Origin of the sequence: Erythrobacter sp. HL-111, assembly GCF_900105095.1 — a bacterium.
Lineage (GTDB): Bacteria > Pseudomonadota > Alphaproteobacteria > Sphingomonadales > Sphingomonadaceae > Erythrobacter.
This window is the reverse complement of record NZ_LT629743.1, coordinates 2,752,598-2,768,999: the sequence shown is the minus strand read 5'-3', so window position 1 is coordinate 2,768,999 and position 16,402 is coordinate 2,752,598. Positions and strand designations below refer to the sequence as shown.

At 69.3% G+C, this 16,402-nt stretch carries 14 protein-coding genes; 4 read left to right on the top strand and 10 right to left on the bottom strand.

Going from position 1 to position 16,402, the window contains the following annotated elements:
* Nucleotides 1-5 precede the first annotated feature (5 nt).
* From BLU08_RS13050 to BLU08_RS13035, 4 genes are all read right to left on the bottom strand, one after another.
* A complete protein-coding gene (locus BLU08_RS13050) occupies nucleotides 6-1,412 on the bottom strand; it encodes a cytochrome P450 (RefSeq protein WP_090200113.1) in 1,407 nt (468 codons plus the stop codon).
* A gap of 68 nt (nucleotides 1,413-1,480) precedes the next feature.
* Nucleotides 1,481-2,530 (bottom strand): ferrochelatase, encoded by a 1,050-nt coding sequence (gene hemH / locus BLU08_RS13045; RefSeq protein WP_090200111.1) that lies wholly within the window; start codon nucleotides 2,528-2,530, stop codon nucleotides 1,481-1,483.
* A 106-nt stretch (nucleotides 2,531-2,636) separates the two neighbouring features.
* On the bottom strand, nucleotides 2,637-4,946 hold the full coding sequence (locus tag BLU08_RS13040) for a molybdopterin cofactor-binding domain-containing protein (protein WP_090200109.1): 2,310 nt from the start codon (nucleotides 4,944-4,946) through the stop codon (nucleotides 2,637-2,639).
* Between the two features lie 4 nt (nucleotides 4,947-4,950).
* Entirely contained in the window at nucleotides 4,951-5,934 is a 984-nt protein-coding gene (locus BLU08_RS13035) for a P-loop NTPase (protein WP_090200107.1), read from the bottom strand.
* 137 nt (nucleotides 5,935-6,071) lie between these two features.
* On the opposite strand from BLU08_RS13035, the gene hflK reads away from it, so the two are divergent.
* The 3 genes from hflK (at nucleotide 6,072) to BLU08_RS13020 (ending at nucleotide 9,828) form a co-directional block, all read left to right on the top strand.
* Entirely contained in the window at nucleotides 6,072-7,232 is a 1,161-nt protein-coding gene (gene hflK / locus BLU08_RS13030) for a protease modulator HflK (protein WP_233995990.1), read from the top strand.
* A gap of 23 nt (nucleotides 7,233-7,255) precedes the next feature.
* Entirely contained in the window at nucleotides 7,256-8,092 is an 837-nt protein-coding gene (hflC, locus tag BLU08_RS13025) for a protease modulator HflC (RefSeq protein WP_090200103.1), read from the top strand.
* A gap of 203 nt (nucleotides 8,093-8,295) precedes the next feature.
* Entirely contained in the window at nucleotides 8,296-9,828 is a 1,533-nt protein-coding gene (locus tag BLU08_RS13020) for a Do family serine endopeptidase (protein WP_090200101.1), read from the top strand.
* A gap of 99 nt (nucleotides 9,829-9,927) precedes the next feature.
* On the opposite strand, the gene BLU08_RS13015 is transcribed toward BLU08_RS13020, so the two are convergent.
* The 4 genes from BLU08_RS13015 to BLU08_RS13000 all read right to left on the bottom strand — a co-directional run bounded on the left by BLU08_RS13015 (nucleotide 9,928) and on the right by BLU08_RS13000 (nucleotide 14,061).
* Entirely contained in the window at nucleotides 9,928-12,207 is a 2,280-nt protein-coding gene (locus BLU08_RS13015; protein WP_090200098.1) for a transglycosylase domain-containing protein, read from the bottom strand.
* Between the two features lie 146 nt (nucleotides 12,208-12,353).
* Nucleotides 12,354-12,770, bottom strand: a complete 417-nt coding sequence (gene msrB / locus BLU08_RS13010) for a peptide-methionine (R)-S-oxide reductase MsrB (protein ID WP_090200095.1) — start codon at nucleotides 12,768-12,770, stop codon at nucleotides 12,354-12,356.
* A 105-nt stretch (nucleotides 12,771-12,875) separates the two neighbouring features.
* Nucleotides 12,876-13,547, bottom strand: a complete 672-nt coding sequence (locus BLU08_RS13005) for a glutathione S-transferase family protein (protein WP_090200093.1) — start codon at nucleotides 13,545-13,547, stop codon at nucleotides 12,876-12,878.
* A gap of 124 nt (nucleotides 13,548-13,671) precedes the next feature.
* Complete coding sequence (locus tag BLU08_RS13000; protein WP_090200090.1) at nucleotides 13,672-14,061, bottom strand: hypothetical protein; 390 nt, start codon at nucleotides 14,059-14,061, stop codon at nucleotides 13,672-13,674.
* Nucleotides 14,062-14,191: 130 nt separating this feature from the next.
* On the opposite strand from BLU08_RS13000, the gene BLU08_RS12995 reads away from it, so the two are divergent.
* The gene (locus BLU08_RS12995; RefSeq protein WP_090200088.1) at nucleotides 14,192-14,584 is read left to right on the top strand and encodes a VOC family protein; all 393 of its coding nucleotides are present in this window, start codon (nucleotides 14,192-14,194) and stop codon (nucleotides 14,582-14,584) included.
* Between the two features lie 16 nt (nucleotides 14,585-14,600).
* Here BLU08_RS12995 and metW read toward each other — a convergent pair whose 3' ends face one another.
* Both metW and BLU08_RS12985 read right to left on the bottom strand, forming a co-directional pair.
* Complete coding sequence (metW, locus tag BLU08_RS12990) at nucleotides 14,601-15,212, bottom strand: methionine biosynthesis protein MetW (RefSeq protein WP_090200086.1); 612 nt, start codon at nucleotides 15,210-15,212, stop codon at nucleotides 14,601-14,603.
* Entirely contained in the window at nucleotides 15,205-16,323 is a 1,119-nt protein-coding gene (locus tag BLU08_RS12985; protein WP_090200084.1) for a homoserine O-acetyltransferase, read from the bottom strand. Before BLU08_RS12985 ends, metW begins: the two co-directional genes overlap by 8 nt.
* Nucleotides 16,324-16,402: the final 79 nt, after the last annotated feature.

Genomic DNA, 16,402 nt, shown 5'->3' with positions numbered 1-16,402 from the left:
TTCGGTCACAGCTTCACGAATTCCACCCTCAACCCGTCCTTGGGCTGCGGGATCGGCCATTCCTGCCATTGCGGCGCATAGCCCGGCGCCGCCTCGATCCGGTAGCGCTGGAGCAATTGAGCGACGAGGATCTTCACCTGCATGTAGGCGAAGTGGAGGCCGAGGCACATATGCGCGCCCCCGCCGAAGGGCACCCAGGCATATTTGTGCCGCGCCTTCACCTTGTCGGGGGTGAAGCGCATCGGATCGAAGGTGAAGGGCGAATCCCAGTATTCCTCCGAATGGTGGGTCCAGTAGATGTTGATCCCCACCATCGTGCCGGCCGGGATGCGGTAGCCGCCATACTCGAACTCGCGCAGCGCACGGCGCGGCATGGAGGGCACCGGCGGGATCATCCGCAGCGCTTCCTTGAAGGCCATTTCAGTCAGTTCGAGCCTGCCGAGATCGTCGTAATCGAGCGCGCGCGCCTTGCCCGAACCGTCCGGGCCTCCGGTGACCGCGAAAACCTCCTCGCGCAGCTTCTCCTGCCAGTCGGGATTCGTCGCGAGGTAGTAGATCAGCGAGGTCGCGGACGAGGTGATCGTGTCGTGCGCGGCCATCATCAGGAAGTTCATGTGGTCGACCACTTCGTCGACCGGCAGCAGGCTGCCATCCTCGCGGGTGGCGGTGGCGAACTGGCTGAACATGTCCTGCCCGCCGCCCTCGGCCCGGCGCTTGTGGGTTTCGCGGGTGAAATAGTCGATCAGGTAGGCCCGCCCGTCGACGCCCTTCTTCATCCTGGTGAAGGGCAGCGGCTTGCGCACCGGCGCGACCGAGGCCTGCACCATGTCGACGAAGGCGGCGTTGATCCGGTCGGCTTCCGGCCCCCACGGCAGGCCGATGAAGCTGTCGGCGGCAAGGTCGAGCGTCAGTTTCTTGATCGCCGGGTAGAAGGTCATCGCCCCTTCCCAGCCTTCGACCTCGCGCGAAATGCCCGCATTGAGCGCGCCCGAATAATGCCGCATGGGCTCGGGCTTGAACGCGATGGAAAGCGCGCGCCGGTCGACCCGGTGATGTTCGAAATCGATCAGCATCAGCCCGCGCGGGAACAGCTGGTCGAGAATCGGACCCCAGCCCTGCTCGGAAGAGAACATCTTGTTCCGGTCGAACAGCAGGAGCTCGTTCGCCTCCGCCCCGATCAGCGCGACCTGCCAGCCGCCGAAGGCGCGGTTCCTGTAGACCTTGCCGTAGGTGTCGATCATCCGCCGGGCGAAGCCGTGCGGGTCGGCGAGCATCCGGAAGGTGTTGCCGACCACCGGCCAGCCGCCCTCGCCCGGAATGTGGGAGAGATCGGATTCGTCAATGCGCCCTTCGCTCCAGTGACCGAAGGAAGGCGCGTTCGCGCCGGTGTGGGGTTGTGCAAGAGTGGCCATGGCTTGGTCCTTACCACAGAAAAGAGGTTCGGGTTTGCAACTGACCTTGGTGTAAATAAGTGTAAGGATCAAATCCAGCCGGAAAGCTCGCGCCGCAGCATCCGCTCCAGCATGGCGAGCCCGGCATCGGACGTGTTGAGGCAGTCGAGCACGGCATAGTGCTCGCCCCCCGCCTCGAGGAATTCGTCGCGGCCCTCGATCGCGAGTTCCTCCAGCGTCTCAACGCAATCGACCGCGAAGCCGGGCGCGGCGACGACGAGGCGTTTCGTGCCCTTCTCGCCCTCCTTGATCAGCGTGTCGTCGGTCGCCGGTTCGAGCCATTTTGCCGGGCCGAAGCGCGACTGGAACGTCGTCTCGAACCGGGTGCCCGCGAATTCCGGACGCTCGCGCAGCTTTTCCTGCAACAGGCGCGAGGTCTTGCAGCACTGGCAGTGATAGGGATCGCCCTGTTCCAGCGTCCTCAGCGGCATTCCGTGGAAACTGAGCAGCATCACCTCAGGCGCGAAATCGAGCGCGGCGACCTGCCGGGAAAGGTCGTCGGCGAGCGCGGCGATGTAATTGTCATCGTCGTGATAGGGCGGGACGAAGCGCAGCGCGGGCTGCCAGCGCATCTCGCCGAGCACGCGGGCGATCTCGTCGAACACGGTCGCGGTCGTCGCGGCGCAATATTGCGGATACATCGGCGCGATCAATATCCGGTCGCACCCCTCCCGCATGAGCAGGGTGAGCCTGTCCTCGATCGAGGGATTGCCGTAGCGCATGGCGTAATCGACACGGAGCCCCCCTTGCCCGTGGGCATCGCCCAGGGTCGCGGCCATCGCCTCGGCCTGGCTCGCGGTGAGATCGGCCAGCGGCGAGCCGCGCGGAGTCCAGATCTTGGCATAGGCCTCGGCGCTCTTCTGCGGCCGCGTGTTGAGGATCACGCCGCGCAGGATCGGCTGCCAGGCGATCGGCGGAATCTCGATCACCCGGCGGTCGGACAGGAACTGCTTGAGATATCGCTTGACCGAAACCGGATCGGGCGCATCGGGCGTGCCGAGATTGACCAGCAGCACGCCGATACGCCCGCTCCTGACCGGCGGATGATCGGGGGGAAGCTGTTGGCCGCGCCAGGTCATGAGCGGTCAAACGCCTTCGCAAACGCCGGTTTCCGGCTGCGCGAGGGGGACGTGGCGATACCGGGCGAAAAGACGGCCCGGACCGGGTGGGGCAGGAATGTCCGGGTCATATTCCGTCAGAAAGTAGGGGCAGACGCCGCAGGCGCAAGCCCGTAGCCGAAAACAGGGCGTTGGCGATCGCCGGCGCGGCGACGACCGCGCCGATCTCGCCCGGATCGGCCGGAGGCGCCTCGCTGGCGATGAAATCGATCTTGATCTCGGGGCAGTCGGCAAGGGTGGGAAGTTCGAGATCGGCATAGGCCTCGCTCGCCGGGAGTCCCGCCCGCCAGCGCGGCGCGCGGCCCAGCGCCATGCCGAGCCCGAATACGAGCCCGCCCTCGACCTGCTGGCGCGCGATGTCGAGATTGACGATCCGCCCGATATCGACCGCGGCCGACAGGCGCGTAACCCGCACCCCGCTTTCGCCCCCGCTGGCGGTGGCGATGCAGGCGATGCGGGGCGCGTCGGGGCCATCCCCGATCCGGTGGCAGGCAAGGCCCTGCCCGCTCCCGGCCGCGCCGCCGTCCCATCCGCCCAACTGCGCCGCGCGCTGGAGGCAGGCGGCAAGGCGAATGTCGCTGCCCAGCATCGCCATGCGGAAGGACAGCGGCTCGCGCCCGTGCCTGCGCGCGATCTCGTCGATGAAGCTTTCGATCGCGAAGGCGGTGCAGCCATCCGCATTGCCCCGCACCCGCCCGACCGGCAGGCCGATCTCGACCGGGACGTGCTCGACCACCAGGCTCGGCAATCGATAGGGCGGGACCGCCCCGCTGCAGGCGAGCGGGTCCTTCCTGCCCTCGGTCTCGCGGATCGCCGCCCAGGGGGTAAGCCCGCCGAACAGGCGCCGCCCGAATTCGAGCGCGGCGGGCGGGCAGGCGATCCGCACGCGCAGGGCGTCGATCGCCCCTCCGGTGCCGGGGCTGCCGGGGGCTCCCTGCTGCACCTGCGCGCCGAGCAGCAGCCAGGCAGGCGGGCGCGGGCGGGCGTGGGCGAGTTCGGACGCGCGCGGCCAGGTCAGCTGCACCGGGCGCGGCGCCGCCTCGCGCGCGAGCAGCGCGACCTCGATCGCGTGGTCGTGCTCGAGCCGCGCATCGAAACTGCCGCCGGCGGGCACGGGGTAGAGCGCGACGTCCTCAACCGCGAGCCCGATCGCCCGCGCCGCCGCCGCTCGGGCGCTTTCGGGCGCCTGGCTCGCGATCCACAATTCGAGCCGCCCGCCCGACAGCCGCGCGGTCGCGCTCGCCGTTTCGAGCGGAGCGGCGAGATGAGGCTCGACCTCGTAGCGCCGGGCGATGTCGACGCGCGTCATCCCCTCGGCCCCGAACCCGGTCTCGGCGATGCGGAAGGAGGGGCCGCTTTCGAGCATCAGGCCGAGCCGCGTGGCGACCTCCACGCTGCTCGCAGGGAAGGCGGCGGTAAAGCGGGGGTCCATCGCCTCGAGCGCGCGCTCGGCGCTCCACCACGTTTCGGCCAGCGCGGCGAGCCAGCGCCTGCCCGCCACCACCTGCACCACGCCCGGCATGCGGTACCCGGCCGCCTCGTCGAAGCCGGTGAGCTCGGCCCCCGCATTGGGACCGTGCCGGATCGAGGCGTGGAGCATTCGCGGCAGCCGCACGTCGCCTGCGAATTGCAGCGAGCCGTCGACCTTGGCGGGCAGGTCGATCCGCGGGAACGGCGGCGCGGCATCGGCGAAGCGGCCGAGCGGGTCCTCGTGCGGGTCCTCGCGCGGGGCCTCGGGCCGGAGCGGGGCGGGATCGGGCACCGCCCGCACCGCCGCGCCCGCCGCGAGTTCGCCGAAGGTCGCGCTGCGCCCGTCGCCGCCGCGCACGATCCCGCCTTCGACCCGCAGCGCCTCCCACGCCGTGCCCCAGCGCTCCGCCGCCTCCTGCGCGAGCATCGCCCGCGCCGCCGCGCCCGCCGCGCGCGCGGCGGCTTCGTAGGCGGAGAGCGTCGTGCCCTCGGCGGTGGCGCAGAACCGTTCGGCATTGGCGAAGCGCGCGGCGAGGAGCGCGTCGGTCGGCTCGGACAGCCCGGCGGCGAGCGGGTCCCACAGGGGCGCCCATTTCTCGGCCAGGGGGAGATTGGCATAGGCGCCCGAAGGCGGTGCGGGCTCGATCGCGACCTGCCGCCAGTCCGCGCCCAGCTCCATCGCGACGAGCTGCGGCAGGATCGTCGTCACCCCCTGCCCCATTTCGAGCTGCGGGACCGCGACCGTCACCACCGAATCCTCGCCGATCCTGAGCCACGCCCCGAAGACGTGTTCGCCCGGGCCGGGCGTCAGCGGGTTGTGATGGGCACGCGGCAGCAGCCACCAGGCAACGAGCAGGCCGCCGCCCGCGGCCGCGCCCGCCAGGATGCCGCGCCGCGACAGGTTCATGCGTCTAGACTTTCCCGGTGTCGAGCCAGCGCGCGAGCTTTTCGCCGATCGCGCGGAAAGGCTTGCCGGCCTCGCCGTCGCCCGCGGCGGGGGGATGACCCGCATCCCCGCTGACCCGCGTGTCCGCGTCGAGCGGGATGCGCCCGAGGAAGGGAATGTCGAGCGCGTGGGCGAATTTCTCGACCCCGCCGGAGCCGAAGATCTCGCCCGCCATGTTCTCGACGAGGCCGATGATCGCGACCTCGCCCTGGTCGAACAGCTGCCCCGCGCGCGCCGCGTCGATCAGGGCGAGGTCCTGCGGGGTGGAGACCAGCACCACCCCGTCGGGCTTGTGATCGGCCATCATCGAAAGCTGCACGTCGCCGGTGCCCGGCGGCATGTCGATCAGGAGGAGTTCGGTTTCGCCCCAGTTCGCCTCGACCAGCTGGCCCAGCGCCTTGCCCGCCATCGGCCCGCGCCACGCCAGCGCCTTGCCCGGCGCGACGAGGTGCCCCATCGAGAGCACCTTGACGCCGTGCGGGCTGTCGAGCGGGACCAGCTTTTCATCCTCGACCGTGGGCTTGGTCCCCTCGGTCGCGAGCAGCTTGGGCTGGGACGGGCCGTAGATGTCGCCGTCGATCACGCCGACCCTGCGCCCCAGCCGCGCCAGCGCGACCGCGAGATTGGCGGTCAGCGTCGACTTGCCGACGCCGCCCTTGCCCGATCCGACCGCGATGATCCGCCGCCGCCGCCGCTCCCCGGTGAGCGCGACGCGCACCTCCTCGACGCCGGCCAGCGGCGACAGCAGGCGGGCGATCTCGGCTTCGAGCTCCTCGCGCTTCGCCGGGGAAAGGTCGCCCGCCTCGGCGACGACGATCGCGCGGCCATTGAGGATGCGCGCCGAGCGCACGCGGTGGTCGATCTCGGGCGGGAGCGCGGCGCGCAGCCGCCGCTCCTCGCCGGCGGGTTCGCGGGCCGGACCCGCTCCGGAAGTGTCGTCCTCGCTCATGGGCAGCGCCCTCTATCATCAAACGGGCCATGTTGAATTGGGTTTTTGATCGCGTGCAGCCTTTTCAATTCGCAATACCCCTGTTTTTCCCCGTTTCGCCTTCCTATAAGGGTTTCATGCAAATGTTCGACGGTTGGATGAAGCGGCTCGGTATGGCCGGATCGGGCGCGGGAAACGGCCTTGCCATGGTCGGCGGGAAGAACCCCTGGGGCAATGCCGGCCAGGGCGACGACGGCGATTCCGACGGCGACCGGGGCGATGACTCGCCTTCGGGCGACCGGGGCAGCGGCCCGCGCAACCCTTGGCTGCCCGGCGGCGGCGACGGCGGCAATGGCAGGCGCCGCTCCGCCAGCATCGAGGACATCTTCAAGAACCGCGGCCCCGAAGGCCCGCGCCGGCGCGGCGGCGGACCCGGCGGGCCGAATTTCCGGATGCCCCAGCGCCCCGGCGGGAAGAGCTGGACGCCGGTCATCGTGGTGGTCGTGCTCGCCGTGTTCGTGCTGTTCTCCTCGTTCCACCTCGTCGGGCCGAAGGAACAGGCCGTGGTCAAGACGCTCGGCAGCTACAGCCGCACGCTCGGCCCGGGCCTGCAGGTCACCGCGCCCTGGCCGATCGAATCGATCGAGATAGAAGACGTGAGCGGCGTGCGCGCGGTCAATATCCCGGCCTCGAACCAGCGCGACAAGCTGATCCTGACCGGCGACCAGAACCTCGTCGATCTCAGCTACACCGTGCGCTGGAACATCAAGGACCTGCGCAATTTCAGGTTCGAACTGGCCGATCCGAACGAGACCGTGAACGAAGTCGCCGAAGCGGCAATGCGCGCCTCGGTCGCGGAAAAGACGCTCAATGAAACCTTCACCGGGCAGGGCCGTGCGGAAATCCAGCAGCGCGTCCGCACGCGGATGCAGGCGACCCTCGATACCTATGGCGCGGGGATCAACGTGCTCGGCGTGGAAATCGCCAAGGCCGACCCGCCGGGCGAGGTGGTCGATGCCTTCCGCGACGTCTCGGTCGCCGAACAGAACGCCGACGCCGCCCGCAACGAGGCGCGCGGCTATGCCCAGCAGACCCTCTCGCGCGCCGAGGGCGAGGCCGAGGCGTTCACCAAGGTCTACGAACAATACCGCCTAGCGCCCGAAGTGACGCGCCAGCGGCTCTATTACGAAACGATGGAGCGTGTGCTCGCCCAGACCGACAAGACCGTGGTCGAATCGGACAACGTGACGCCCTATCTCCCGCTGCCCGAACTGCAGCGCCGCGCCCGGCAGGCGGCCCCCGCGCCGACCGGCCAGTAAGCACTCAGCCATTGCAGGAAATTATGGAATCGATCTGGAACAAGTATCGCTGGGCGCTCGTCGCGATCGGAATCGCGGTGGTCGGCCTGTTCCTGTCGGCCTATGTCGTGAACGAGGAAGAGCAGGTCGTCGTCGTCCAGGCCGGTAAGCCGGTCAGGACCGTCAACACGCCCGAAGGCGGCGCCGGCCCCGGCCTCTATTTCCGCATCCCGATCCTCGAAAGCCTGCGCCGGGTCGATCGCCGCGTGCTCGCTCTCGACATGCGCGACGAGGAAGTGCTCTCGGCCGACCAGCAGCGCCTGCTCGTCAACGCCTATGCCCGGTTCCGCGTGGTCGATCCGGTGACGATGGTCGAACGCGCCAACAACACCGACGGCGTGCGGGCCGCGCTCGATCCGATCCTCAACTCGGCCCTGCGGCAGGAGCTCGGGCGGCGGACCTTCCAGGCGATGCTGACCGCCGAGCGCGGCACGGCGCTGGCGAACGTGCGCGCCAATCTCGACCGCGAGGCGCGGCAATATGGCGCGGAGGTGATCGACGTGCAGATCAAGCGCACCGACCTTCCCGAAGGCGCGCCGCTGCAATCGGCCTTCCGCCGGATGGAAAGCGACCGCGAACGCGAGGCACGCACGATCCGCGCGGAGGGTACGCGCGATGCGCGCATCATCCGCGCCGAAGCCGACGCCGAGGCCGCGCGGATCTACGCCGAGGCTTTCGGCAGGGACGAGAACTTCTACGATTTCTACCGCGCGATGCAGAGCTACGAACAGAGCTTCGCGCGCGGCGAAGGGCGCGGGGACAGCTCCTTCATCCTCTCGCCCGACAACGAATACCTGCGACAGTTCCGGGGCGAGCGCTGAGATCGCGCGCGCATCGCTCGCTCGCACCCGCGCGGCTCCCCGGACCTGGCGATGAAGCGTTGACCCGCGCCGACGGAGGTCGAGCCGTGTTCAAACGGCATTCAGTGCATATTCGCTGAAATCCTCCTCGCATTTCGGATGAACCGGCCCGGAACCGCAGGCTTCGCCCTCGCGTTCCGGACCAAGGACAAGGAAAAGAGGACGTGAACACCGTGCGTTATGTATATGGTCTTTCGAGCGCGCTGCTGGTGGGCGGCGCGGCCATCTCGCTGATGACGGGGATCCCCGCCGGGGCGCAGGTGGCGCAGAACGACGACCAGGTGATGAACCGCATGGTCCCGCGTGAGGGCGCCCCCGCGAGCTTCGCCGACCTGACCGAGCAGTTGCAGCCCGCCGTGGTCAACATCGCCACGCGCCAGCGGGTCGAAGTGTCGCGCAACCCCTTCGCCGGCACCCCCTTCGCCGAGCTCTTCAACCGCCGCCGCGGCGGCAACCAGCCCCAGACGCGCGAGGCGCAATCGCTGGGTTCAGGCTTCATCATCTCGGCCGACGGCTTCGTGGTGACGAACAACCACGTGATCTCGCCCCCGAACAGCAACGCGACGCTCGAGGAAATCACCGTCACCATGCCCGACGGGACCGAATACGAGGCGGAACTCGTCGGCTCCGACGCGGCGAGCGACCTCGCCGTGCTCAAGATCAACGCCGACCGGACCTTCCCCTTCGTCACCTTCGGCGATTCGAGCGCGGCGCGGGTGGGCGACTGGGTGGTCGCGATCGGCAACCCTTTCGGCCTCGGCGGCACCGTGACGAGCGGGATCGTCTCGGCGATCCAGCGCACCACCGGCCAGGGCGGCGCCTATGACCGCTACATCCAGACCGACGCCAGCATCAACCGCGGCAATTCGGGCGGTCCGCTGTTCGACATGCGCGGCAATGTCATCGGCATCAACAACGCGATCTTCTCGCCCTCGGGCGGGAGCGTCGGGATCGGCTTCGCCATTCCGGCCGAAACCGCTGCCCCGATCGTGCGCCAGCTGATGGCGGGCGAGGAGATCGAGCGGGGCTTCCTCGGCGTCGGGCTCCAGCCGATGGATGACGATCTCGCGGATTCGCTCGGCATCCAGCGCAATCGCGGCGAACTGGTGCAGAACGTGCAGGACGACAGCGCCGCCGCCAGGGCGGGCCTCAGGCCCGGCGACATCATCGTCGAGATCAACGACCGCGAAGTGACCTCGGACCGGACCGTCTCGATCATCGTCGGCAATCTCGACCCGGGCACGCGCGTCCCGATCACGATCCTGCGCGACGGGCAGGAGCTCGACCTCGTCGCCACGCTCGGCAAGCGCCCGAGCGAGGAGGAACTGCTCCGCTCGCAGCAGGTGTTCGATCCCGACGACGAAACTCCGATGGATCCCGAGGCTTCCGACGGCACGATCGAGGAAAAGCTGGGCCTGCAGGTCATCACCATGACGCCGCAGATCAGGAACAGCCTCGGCGTGGACGAGAGCACGACCGGCCTCGTCATCGCCGCGGTCGATCCCAATTCCGACGCGGGCCGCAAGGGCCTGCGCCGGGGCGACATCATCCTTTCGGCCAATTACGAGAGCGTCGATACGATCGAAGGGCTGAACGCGCAGATTGCCGCGGCCGAGGAAGCGGGCCGCGACGCGGTGCTCCTGCGGATCAAGCGGCGCGGCCAGCCCGCGCGCTTCCTGCCGGTGCGCCTGCGCTGATCGCCGCCGCACAGGGCCGACTGGAAAAGGGCGCCCGCGGCCATGCCGCGGGCGCCCTTCGCTTTTCCCGGACCGCAGCGGCGCGGAACGCGCGCGCCCTCAGGGCTCGTCCCGGGGGCGCGGAAGCGGCGGGGCGACGGTGGGGGCCGCATCCGGCCCGCGCTGCTGCTGCTGCTGCTCCCGCCGCTGCTGCTCCTGCTGCTGCCGCTGGCGCTGCTCCTGCTGGGCATTGCCGCGCCGCACCTCGGGCAGTTCCCGGCCGATCGCGCGTTCGAGCACGTCCTCGTCGAGCGCCGCCGGCGGCTCGTCCAGCACATCGGCCTCGGGCTCGCGCCCGTCCTCGGTCCCGAAGGGCGAATCCTCGTCCCCGCGCCGCCCGGGCTCGATCAGGTTGCCCTGCTCGTCGATGAAGTAATAGTCGTCCGGGTCGCCGAACAGGTATTCGTCGTCGGGCTCCAGCTGCCATTCGGGCAGGTCGAGCTCCGTGTCGAATTCCTCGACCGGGCGGTCCTTCACGGCATAGCGCATGTAGGCGGCGAAAGCCTGCGCCGGCGCGCGCCCGCCCTGCAGGCCCGGGACGGCCCGCGCATCGTCGCGCCCCATCCACACCCCGGTGGTGATGCCGGAGGAGAAGCCGACGAACCAGCCGTCCTTGTTCGAACTGGTCGTGCCCGTCTTGCCCGCCACCGGCCGGCCGATGTTCGCCGCGCGGCCGGTGCCTGTCTGGATGGCGGCCTGCAACAGGTCGGTCATCCCCGCCGCGACATAGCCGGGGACCAGCTGCGTCTCGCGCGGGCGCTCGCGTTCGTAGAGCAGTTCGCCGCCGGCGGTCACGACGCGCGTGATGCCGTAGGGCTCGACCGACACGCCGCCCGCCGCCACGGCCGCGAAGGCGCGCGTCATCTCGATCAGGCGGACCTCGGACGAGCCGAGCACCATCGAGGGGAAGGTCGAGACCGGCGAGGAAATCCCGAACCGCCGCGCCATCGAGGCGACCGTGCCGAACCCGACCTCGTTGCCGAGCTGCGCCGCGACCGTGTTGATCGAATAGGCGAAGGCGGTCCTAAGGTCCGTTTCGCCGATGTTGCGCCCGTTGGCGTTGCGCGGGCTCCACCCGTCGATCGTCACCGGCGTATCGACCACGACGTCCTCGGGCCGGTAGCCCGCCTCGAGCGCGGCGAGAAAGACGAACAGTTTCCACGAGGAACCCGGCTGGCGCATCGCCCTGGTCGCGCGGTTGAAATTGGTCTCGACGTAATCGGTCCCGCCGACCAGCGCGAGGATCGCCCCGTCGCGATCGAGGCTCACCAACGCGCCCTGCGACCCGCCGGGCGTGTTCGCGGCGATCGCCGCCGTCGCGGCGCGCTGCTTGCCGACGTCGATCGTCGTCCACACCTCGATCGGGGCGAGGGTTTCGGGCAGCAGGATGTCGAGCTGCGGCAGCGCCCAGTCGGTGAAATAGCGCACCGAGTTCTGACCGGCCGGCTCCTTGAGCTTCACCGCTTCGACATCGACCGATGCTTCCTGCGGCGTGATGTAGCCCTGTTCGCGCATCAGGCGCAGAACGACCTGCGCCCGGTCGACCGCGGCCTGCACGTCGGCGGTGGGGGAATAGCGGCTCGGCGCCTTGACCAGCCCGGCGATGATCGCCGCCTCGGCCACCGACAGTTCGGTCGCGGGGTGGCTGAAGAACTTGCGGCTCGCCGAATCGATGCCGTAGGCGCCGCCGCCGAAATAGACCTTGTTCAGATAGAGCTCGAGGATCTCCTCCTTCGAGAACTTCCATTCGAGCGCCATCGCCAGCACCGCCTCGCGCGCCTTGCGGTCGAAGGTGCGGTTGGTGTTGAGGAACAGGTTGCGCGCCAGCTGCTGCGTGATCGTCGAGGTCCCGCCGACCCGCTCGCGCGTGCCCGTCAGCCCCTCGACCACGGCGCCCGCAGTGCGAACCGGGTCGATCCCGTAATGCGAACGGAAACGCTTGTCCTCCACCGCGATCATCGCGTTGGTCATGGTCTCGGGAATTTCCTCGAAGTCGAGCCATTCGCCGAAGCTCGGGCCGAGTTCGACGATCTCGCTCCCGTCGCTCGCCCGCACGAGGATGGTCTGGCCGGCCTGCTGCGCCTTGAGCTGGTAATAGCTCGGGATCGAGCGCGCGGCGAAACCGACCGCGACGGTCAGGAACAGGACCGCCAGGAGCGCGAGCGCGATGCCGCCGGCCGCGATCCGTTTCGTCCAGCGCCAGACCGGCGAGGGACGGGCGGATTTCGCCGCCCTGCTGCTGGTGCCGGCGCGACCGCTGCCGCTACGCGAGCGCGCGGCGGCAGCCCGGCGCGCGCCGCGCCTGTCCTTGTTCGAGAGGTTCCTGCCCCGTTTCGACATTGATTGCGTTCAGTCCGTCCGCCTCTTGCCGGACAGTCCGATGCCCGAACGGCCGCCCTGCACGGGCGAAGTGTAACCCGGCGTGAACGTCGCGCCGCGGCGGCCGGCCGGCCCGGACCCCGCCCCCGGCGCGAATGAAGCGCGGCTCATTCCCCCTCGGCGGGCACGAATTCGAGCGCGGCCGAATTGATGCAGTAGCGCAGCCCCCCTTCGGACGGCGGTCCGTCGGGGAAGACATGGCCGAGGTGGCTCCCGCACTTGCCGCACAGCACCTCGGTGCGGATCATGCCGAAGCTGGTGTCGCGGCGCTCCTCGATCGTTTCCTGGTCGAAGGGGCGCGTGAAGGCGGGCCAGCCGCAGCCGCTGTTGTACTTCGCCGCGCTGATGAAAAGCCGCGTGCCACAGGCGGCGCAAACGTATTCGCCGTCCTCGTAGAACTTGTCGTACTTGCCGCTGAAGGCGCGTTCCGTCCCCGCTTCGCGCAGGATATGGAACTGTTCGGCGGAAAGCCGCTCGCGCCATTCGGCTTCGGTCAGGCTCTTCGGATCTTCGGGGGCGTTCATGACAGACGGTCCTCTTGTCGCATGGCCCGCTATATCGGGGCCGCACCCGGCGAGGCAAGGGTCGCTCCCGGCAGCGGCTCCCGGCAGCGGCTCCCGGCGCGGGCGCTACAGGTCGACGAGCGCGTAGTGCGCGGGCGGCTTGATGACGTCCATCCGTTCGGTCAACAGCGGGCGAAAGCTCGGTCGGCTCTTGAAGACGGCGTACCAGCCGCGGGTCTGTTCGTGCCCGTTCCAGTCGATCCCGCCGAGATAGTCCGCGACCGAGATCTGCGCCGCCGCGGCAAGATCGGCGAGGCTCATCGTCGAACCCGCCAGCCACGGGCGGTTGTCGATCAGCCAGTCCATGTAGTCGAGATGCCCGTGCGCCATCTTCATCGCCTCGCGCAGCGCCCTGCTGTCGGGCGGCTGCCTCAGGACGAGGCGCTTCTTCATCCGCTCGGACAGGAGTGGGGCGGTGACGTCGGCGAAGAAGTTCTCGTCGAACAGCGCAACCAGCCGGCGGATTTCCGCCCGCATCACCGCCGGGCCGTTGATCATCGGCGCCTTGTCGACCGTCTCCTCGAGATATTCGCAGATCGCCCGGCTGTCGGCGAGCGTGATGCCGCGCGCTTCGTCGACCAGCACCGGGGTGCGGCCCGCCGGGTTGAGGTTCCAGAAGGCATCGGATGCCGCCCAGGGATCCTCGCGCACCATGTCGTAGGCGACGTGCTTTTCGCCCATGAGCAGGCGGACCTTGCGGCTGAAGGGACAGAGCGGAAACTGGTAAAGACGCCACATCGAACGGCCCTGATGCCTCAAACCCGGCCGCGAATCCAGCCGCGCGTGCCTGCGCCGCGGCGAAACCGGCCGGAAATGGGAGGGATCACAGCGCCGCGCTCGCGGCCCGGCTCGGCGGCAGGCCTCAAAGGCCGGCGGCGCGCTGCATCAGCAGGCAGGCGGGCATGATCTCCTCGAGCGTCGCGGGGCGCGCGGCGAAGCGCTCCTGCTGGAGCGCGACGAGATCGAGCACCCCGGCGCGGTCGAGGGCGCGCTCGTCCATCAGCCGCGCCATCGTGCGCACGAAGAATTCGCGCGCCCCCTCCTCCCCCACCGCCGGGAAGTCCGCGCCGCGTTCGTCGCCGTCCGTCTGCCACGCGCTCACCAGCGCGAAACCGACCGCGCAGCGCAGCGCGGCCGCCTGCTCGAGCGACAGCTCCTCGAGCGTGACGGGCGCGCCTGCCGCGGGCGGCTCGGCGGCGGGGGCGGCCTCGACGGCGAGAAGGAACGGGGCGAACAGCAGGGTCATGGTCATGGCCCTGCCCTATAGCCGCGCGCCTGAACCGCTGGCTACAGCCGCGGCCCGCCGCGAAAACCCGGCTTGCCGCGCGGCGGCGGGCGGCCTAGTCATCGAACGCGGTCGCAGCATGAGGAGAGAGACGACAATGATCAACCACGTGATGATCGGTTCCAACGACATCGAGAAATCGAAAACCTTCTACAACGCCGTGCTCGGCGTGCTGGGCGCGGGCGAACCGATCGTCAACGTCGCCGACAGCGGCCACACGCGGCTGTTCTACATGCATGGCGGGGCGACCTTCGCCGTGTCCGAGCCGATCAACAACCAGCCCGCGACCTGCGCCAACGGGGCGACCATCGGGTTCAAGTGCGACAGCGCGGAACAGGTCAAGGAACTGCACGACGTGGCGGTCGCCAATGGCGGGACCAGCATCGAGGATCCCCCCGGTCCGCGCAACAACGCCATGGGCACGATGCACCTGTGCTATTTCACCGATCCCGACGGCAACAAGATCTGCGGCATCCACCGTCCCGGCTGATCCGGCCCGGGGAACCCTAGCGGCTCAGCTGGAACACCGCGAATTCGGCGCGCCAGTTCGCTCCCATGGGCGAAATGGCGCGCTCGCCCGCGAAAAACCACGAATGCTCGATCCGCGCGCCGCGCGCGCGGGCGAGATCGCGGAAATCCTCGACGGTGACGTGGTGGATGTTCTGCGTCTCGTACCAGCTCACCGGCAGCGCGCTCGTCACGGGCATCCGCCCGCCGAACATCAGCGCGGTGCGGGTGCGCCAATGCGCGAAGTTGGGAAAGCTGACGAAGGCCCGGCGTCCGACCCGCAGCAGCTCGTCGAGCATCAGGTCGGGCCGCGAGGCGGTCTGCAGGGTCTGGCTGAGCACGGCGTAATCGAACGCCTTGTCGGGATATTCGGCAAGGTCGGTGTCGGCATCGCCCTGCACCACCGACAGCCCGCGCGCGACGCAGCGTTCGACCAGGCGCGCGTCGATCTCGATCCCGCGCGCGTCGCACCCGGCATCCCGCTCGAGCGCGGCCATCAGCGCCCCGTCCCCGCAGCCGATGTCGAGCACCAGCGCACCGGGATGCGCCGCCCGGATCGCGGCGGCGATCGCGGCAAGGTCGAAACGCAGCGCGGGCGGCGCCTCAGCCATTGGCGTCTGAGCCATTGAGGAAGCCCTCGACCACCCGGTCGAGCTGTTCGTGGGGCAAGAGGAAGCTGTCGTGCCCGTTCGGGGCCGAGAGTTCGACGAAGCTCACCCGGTTGCCCGTCGCGTTGAGGGCATGGACGATGTGGCGGCTTTCGGCGGTGGGATAGAGCCAGTCGGTATCGAAGCTGACGATGCAGAAACGCGCGTCCTTCGACCCGGCGAAGGCGTTGGCGAGCTTGCCGCCATGCTCTTCGGCGAGGTCGAAATAATCCATCGCGCGGGTGATGTAGAGGTAGGAATTGGCATCGAATCGCTGGGTGAAGCCGCTGCCCTGGTAACGCAGGTAGGATTCGACCTGGAAATCGGCGTCGAAGCCGAAGCTCTTGGCCTCGCGGTCCTGCAACCGGCGCCCGAACTTGGCAGTGAGGCCTTCCTCGGAAAGATAGGTGATGTGCGCCGCCATGCGCGCCACGGCGAGCCCGTTGTCGGGCCGGGCCTCGCGTCCGTAGTAATCGCCTTCGGCCCAGGCGGGGTCGGCCATGATCGCCTGCCGCCCGACTTCGTGAAAGGCGATGTTCTGCGCCGAATGGCGCGCGGTCGAGGCGATCACCAGCACGCGCGCCGCGCGGCTGGGCCAGTTCGCGGCGAGGCTCAGCGCCTGCATCCCGCCCATCGAACCGCCGACGACCGCGTGGAGCCGCTCGATCCCGAGCCCGTCGAGCAGGGCGACGAGCCCGCGCACCATGTCGCGGATGGTGATGACGGGAAATCGCATCGCGTAAGGGGCGCCGTCGGGCGCCTGGCTCGCCGGGCCGGTCGAGCCCATGCACGATCCGATGACATTGGCGCAGATGACGTGGAACCGGGCCGTGTCGATCGGCTTGCCCGGCCCCACCATGCGTTCCCACCAGCCGGGCTTGCCGGTGACGGGATGGGTGCTCGCGACATACTGGTCGCCGGTCAGCGCGTGGCACACCAGCACCGCGTTCGATCGGTCCGCGGCAAGCTTGCCATAGGTCTCGTACGCGATCCGCGCGCCCGGGAGCGCCTTGCCGCTGTCGAGCGGCAGGTCATCGGACAGCGCATGGGTGTTCGCGGGAGGGGCGGCGTTCATGGGCGAAGGCGATTGGGCGAGCCGCGCGCGCGAGTCAATCCGGGCGGGAAGCGGCGCGCGACGAGAGGGCTGGTCGCAA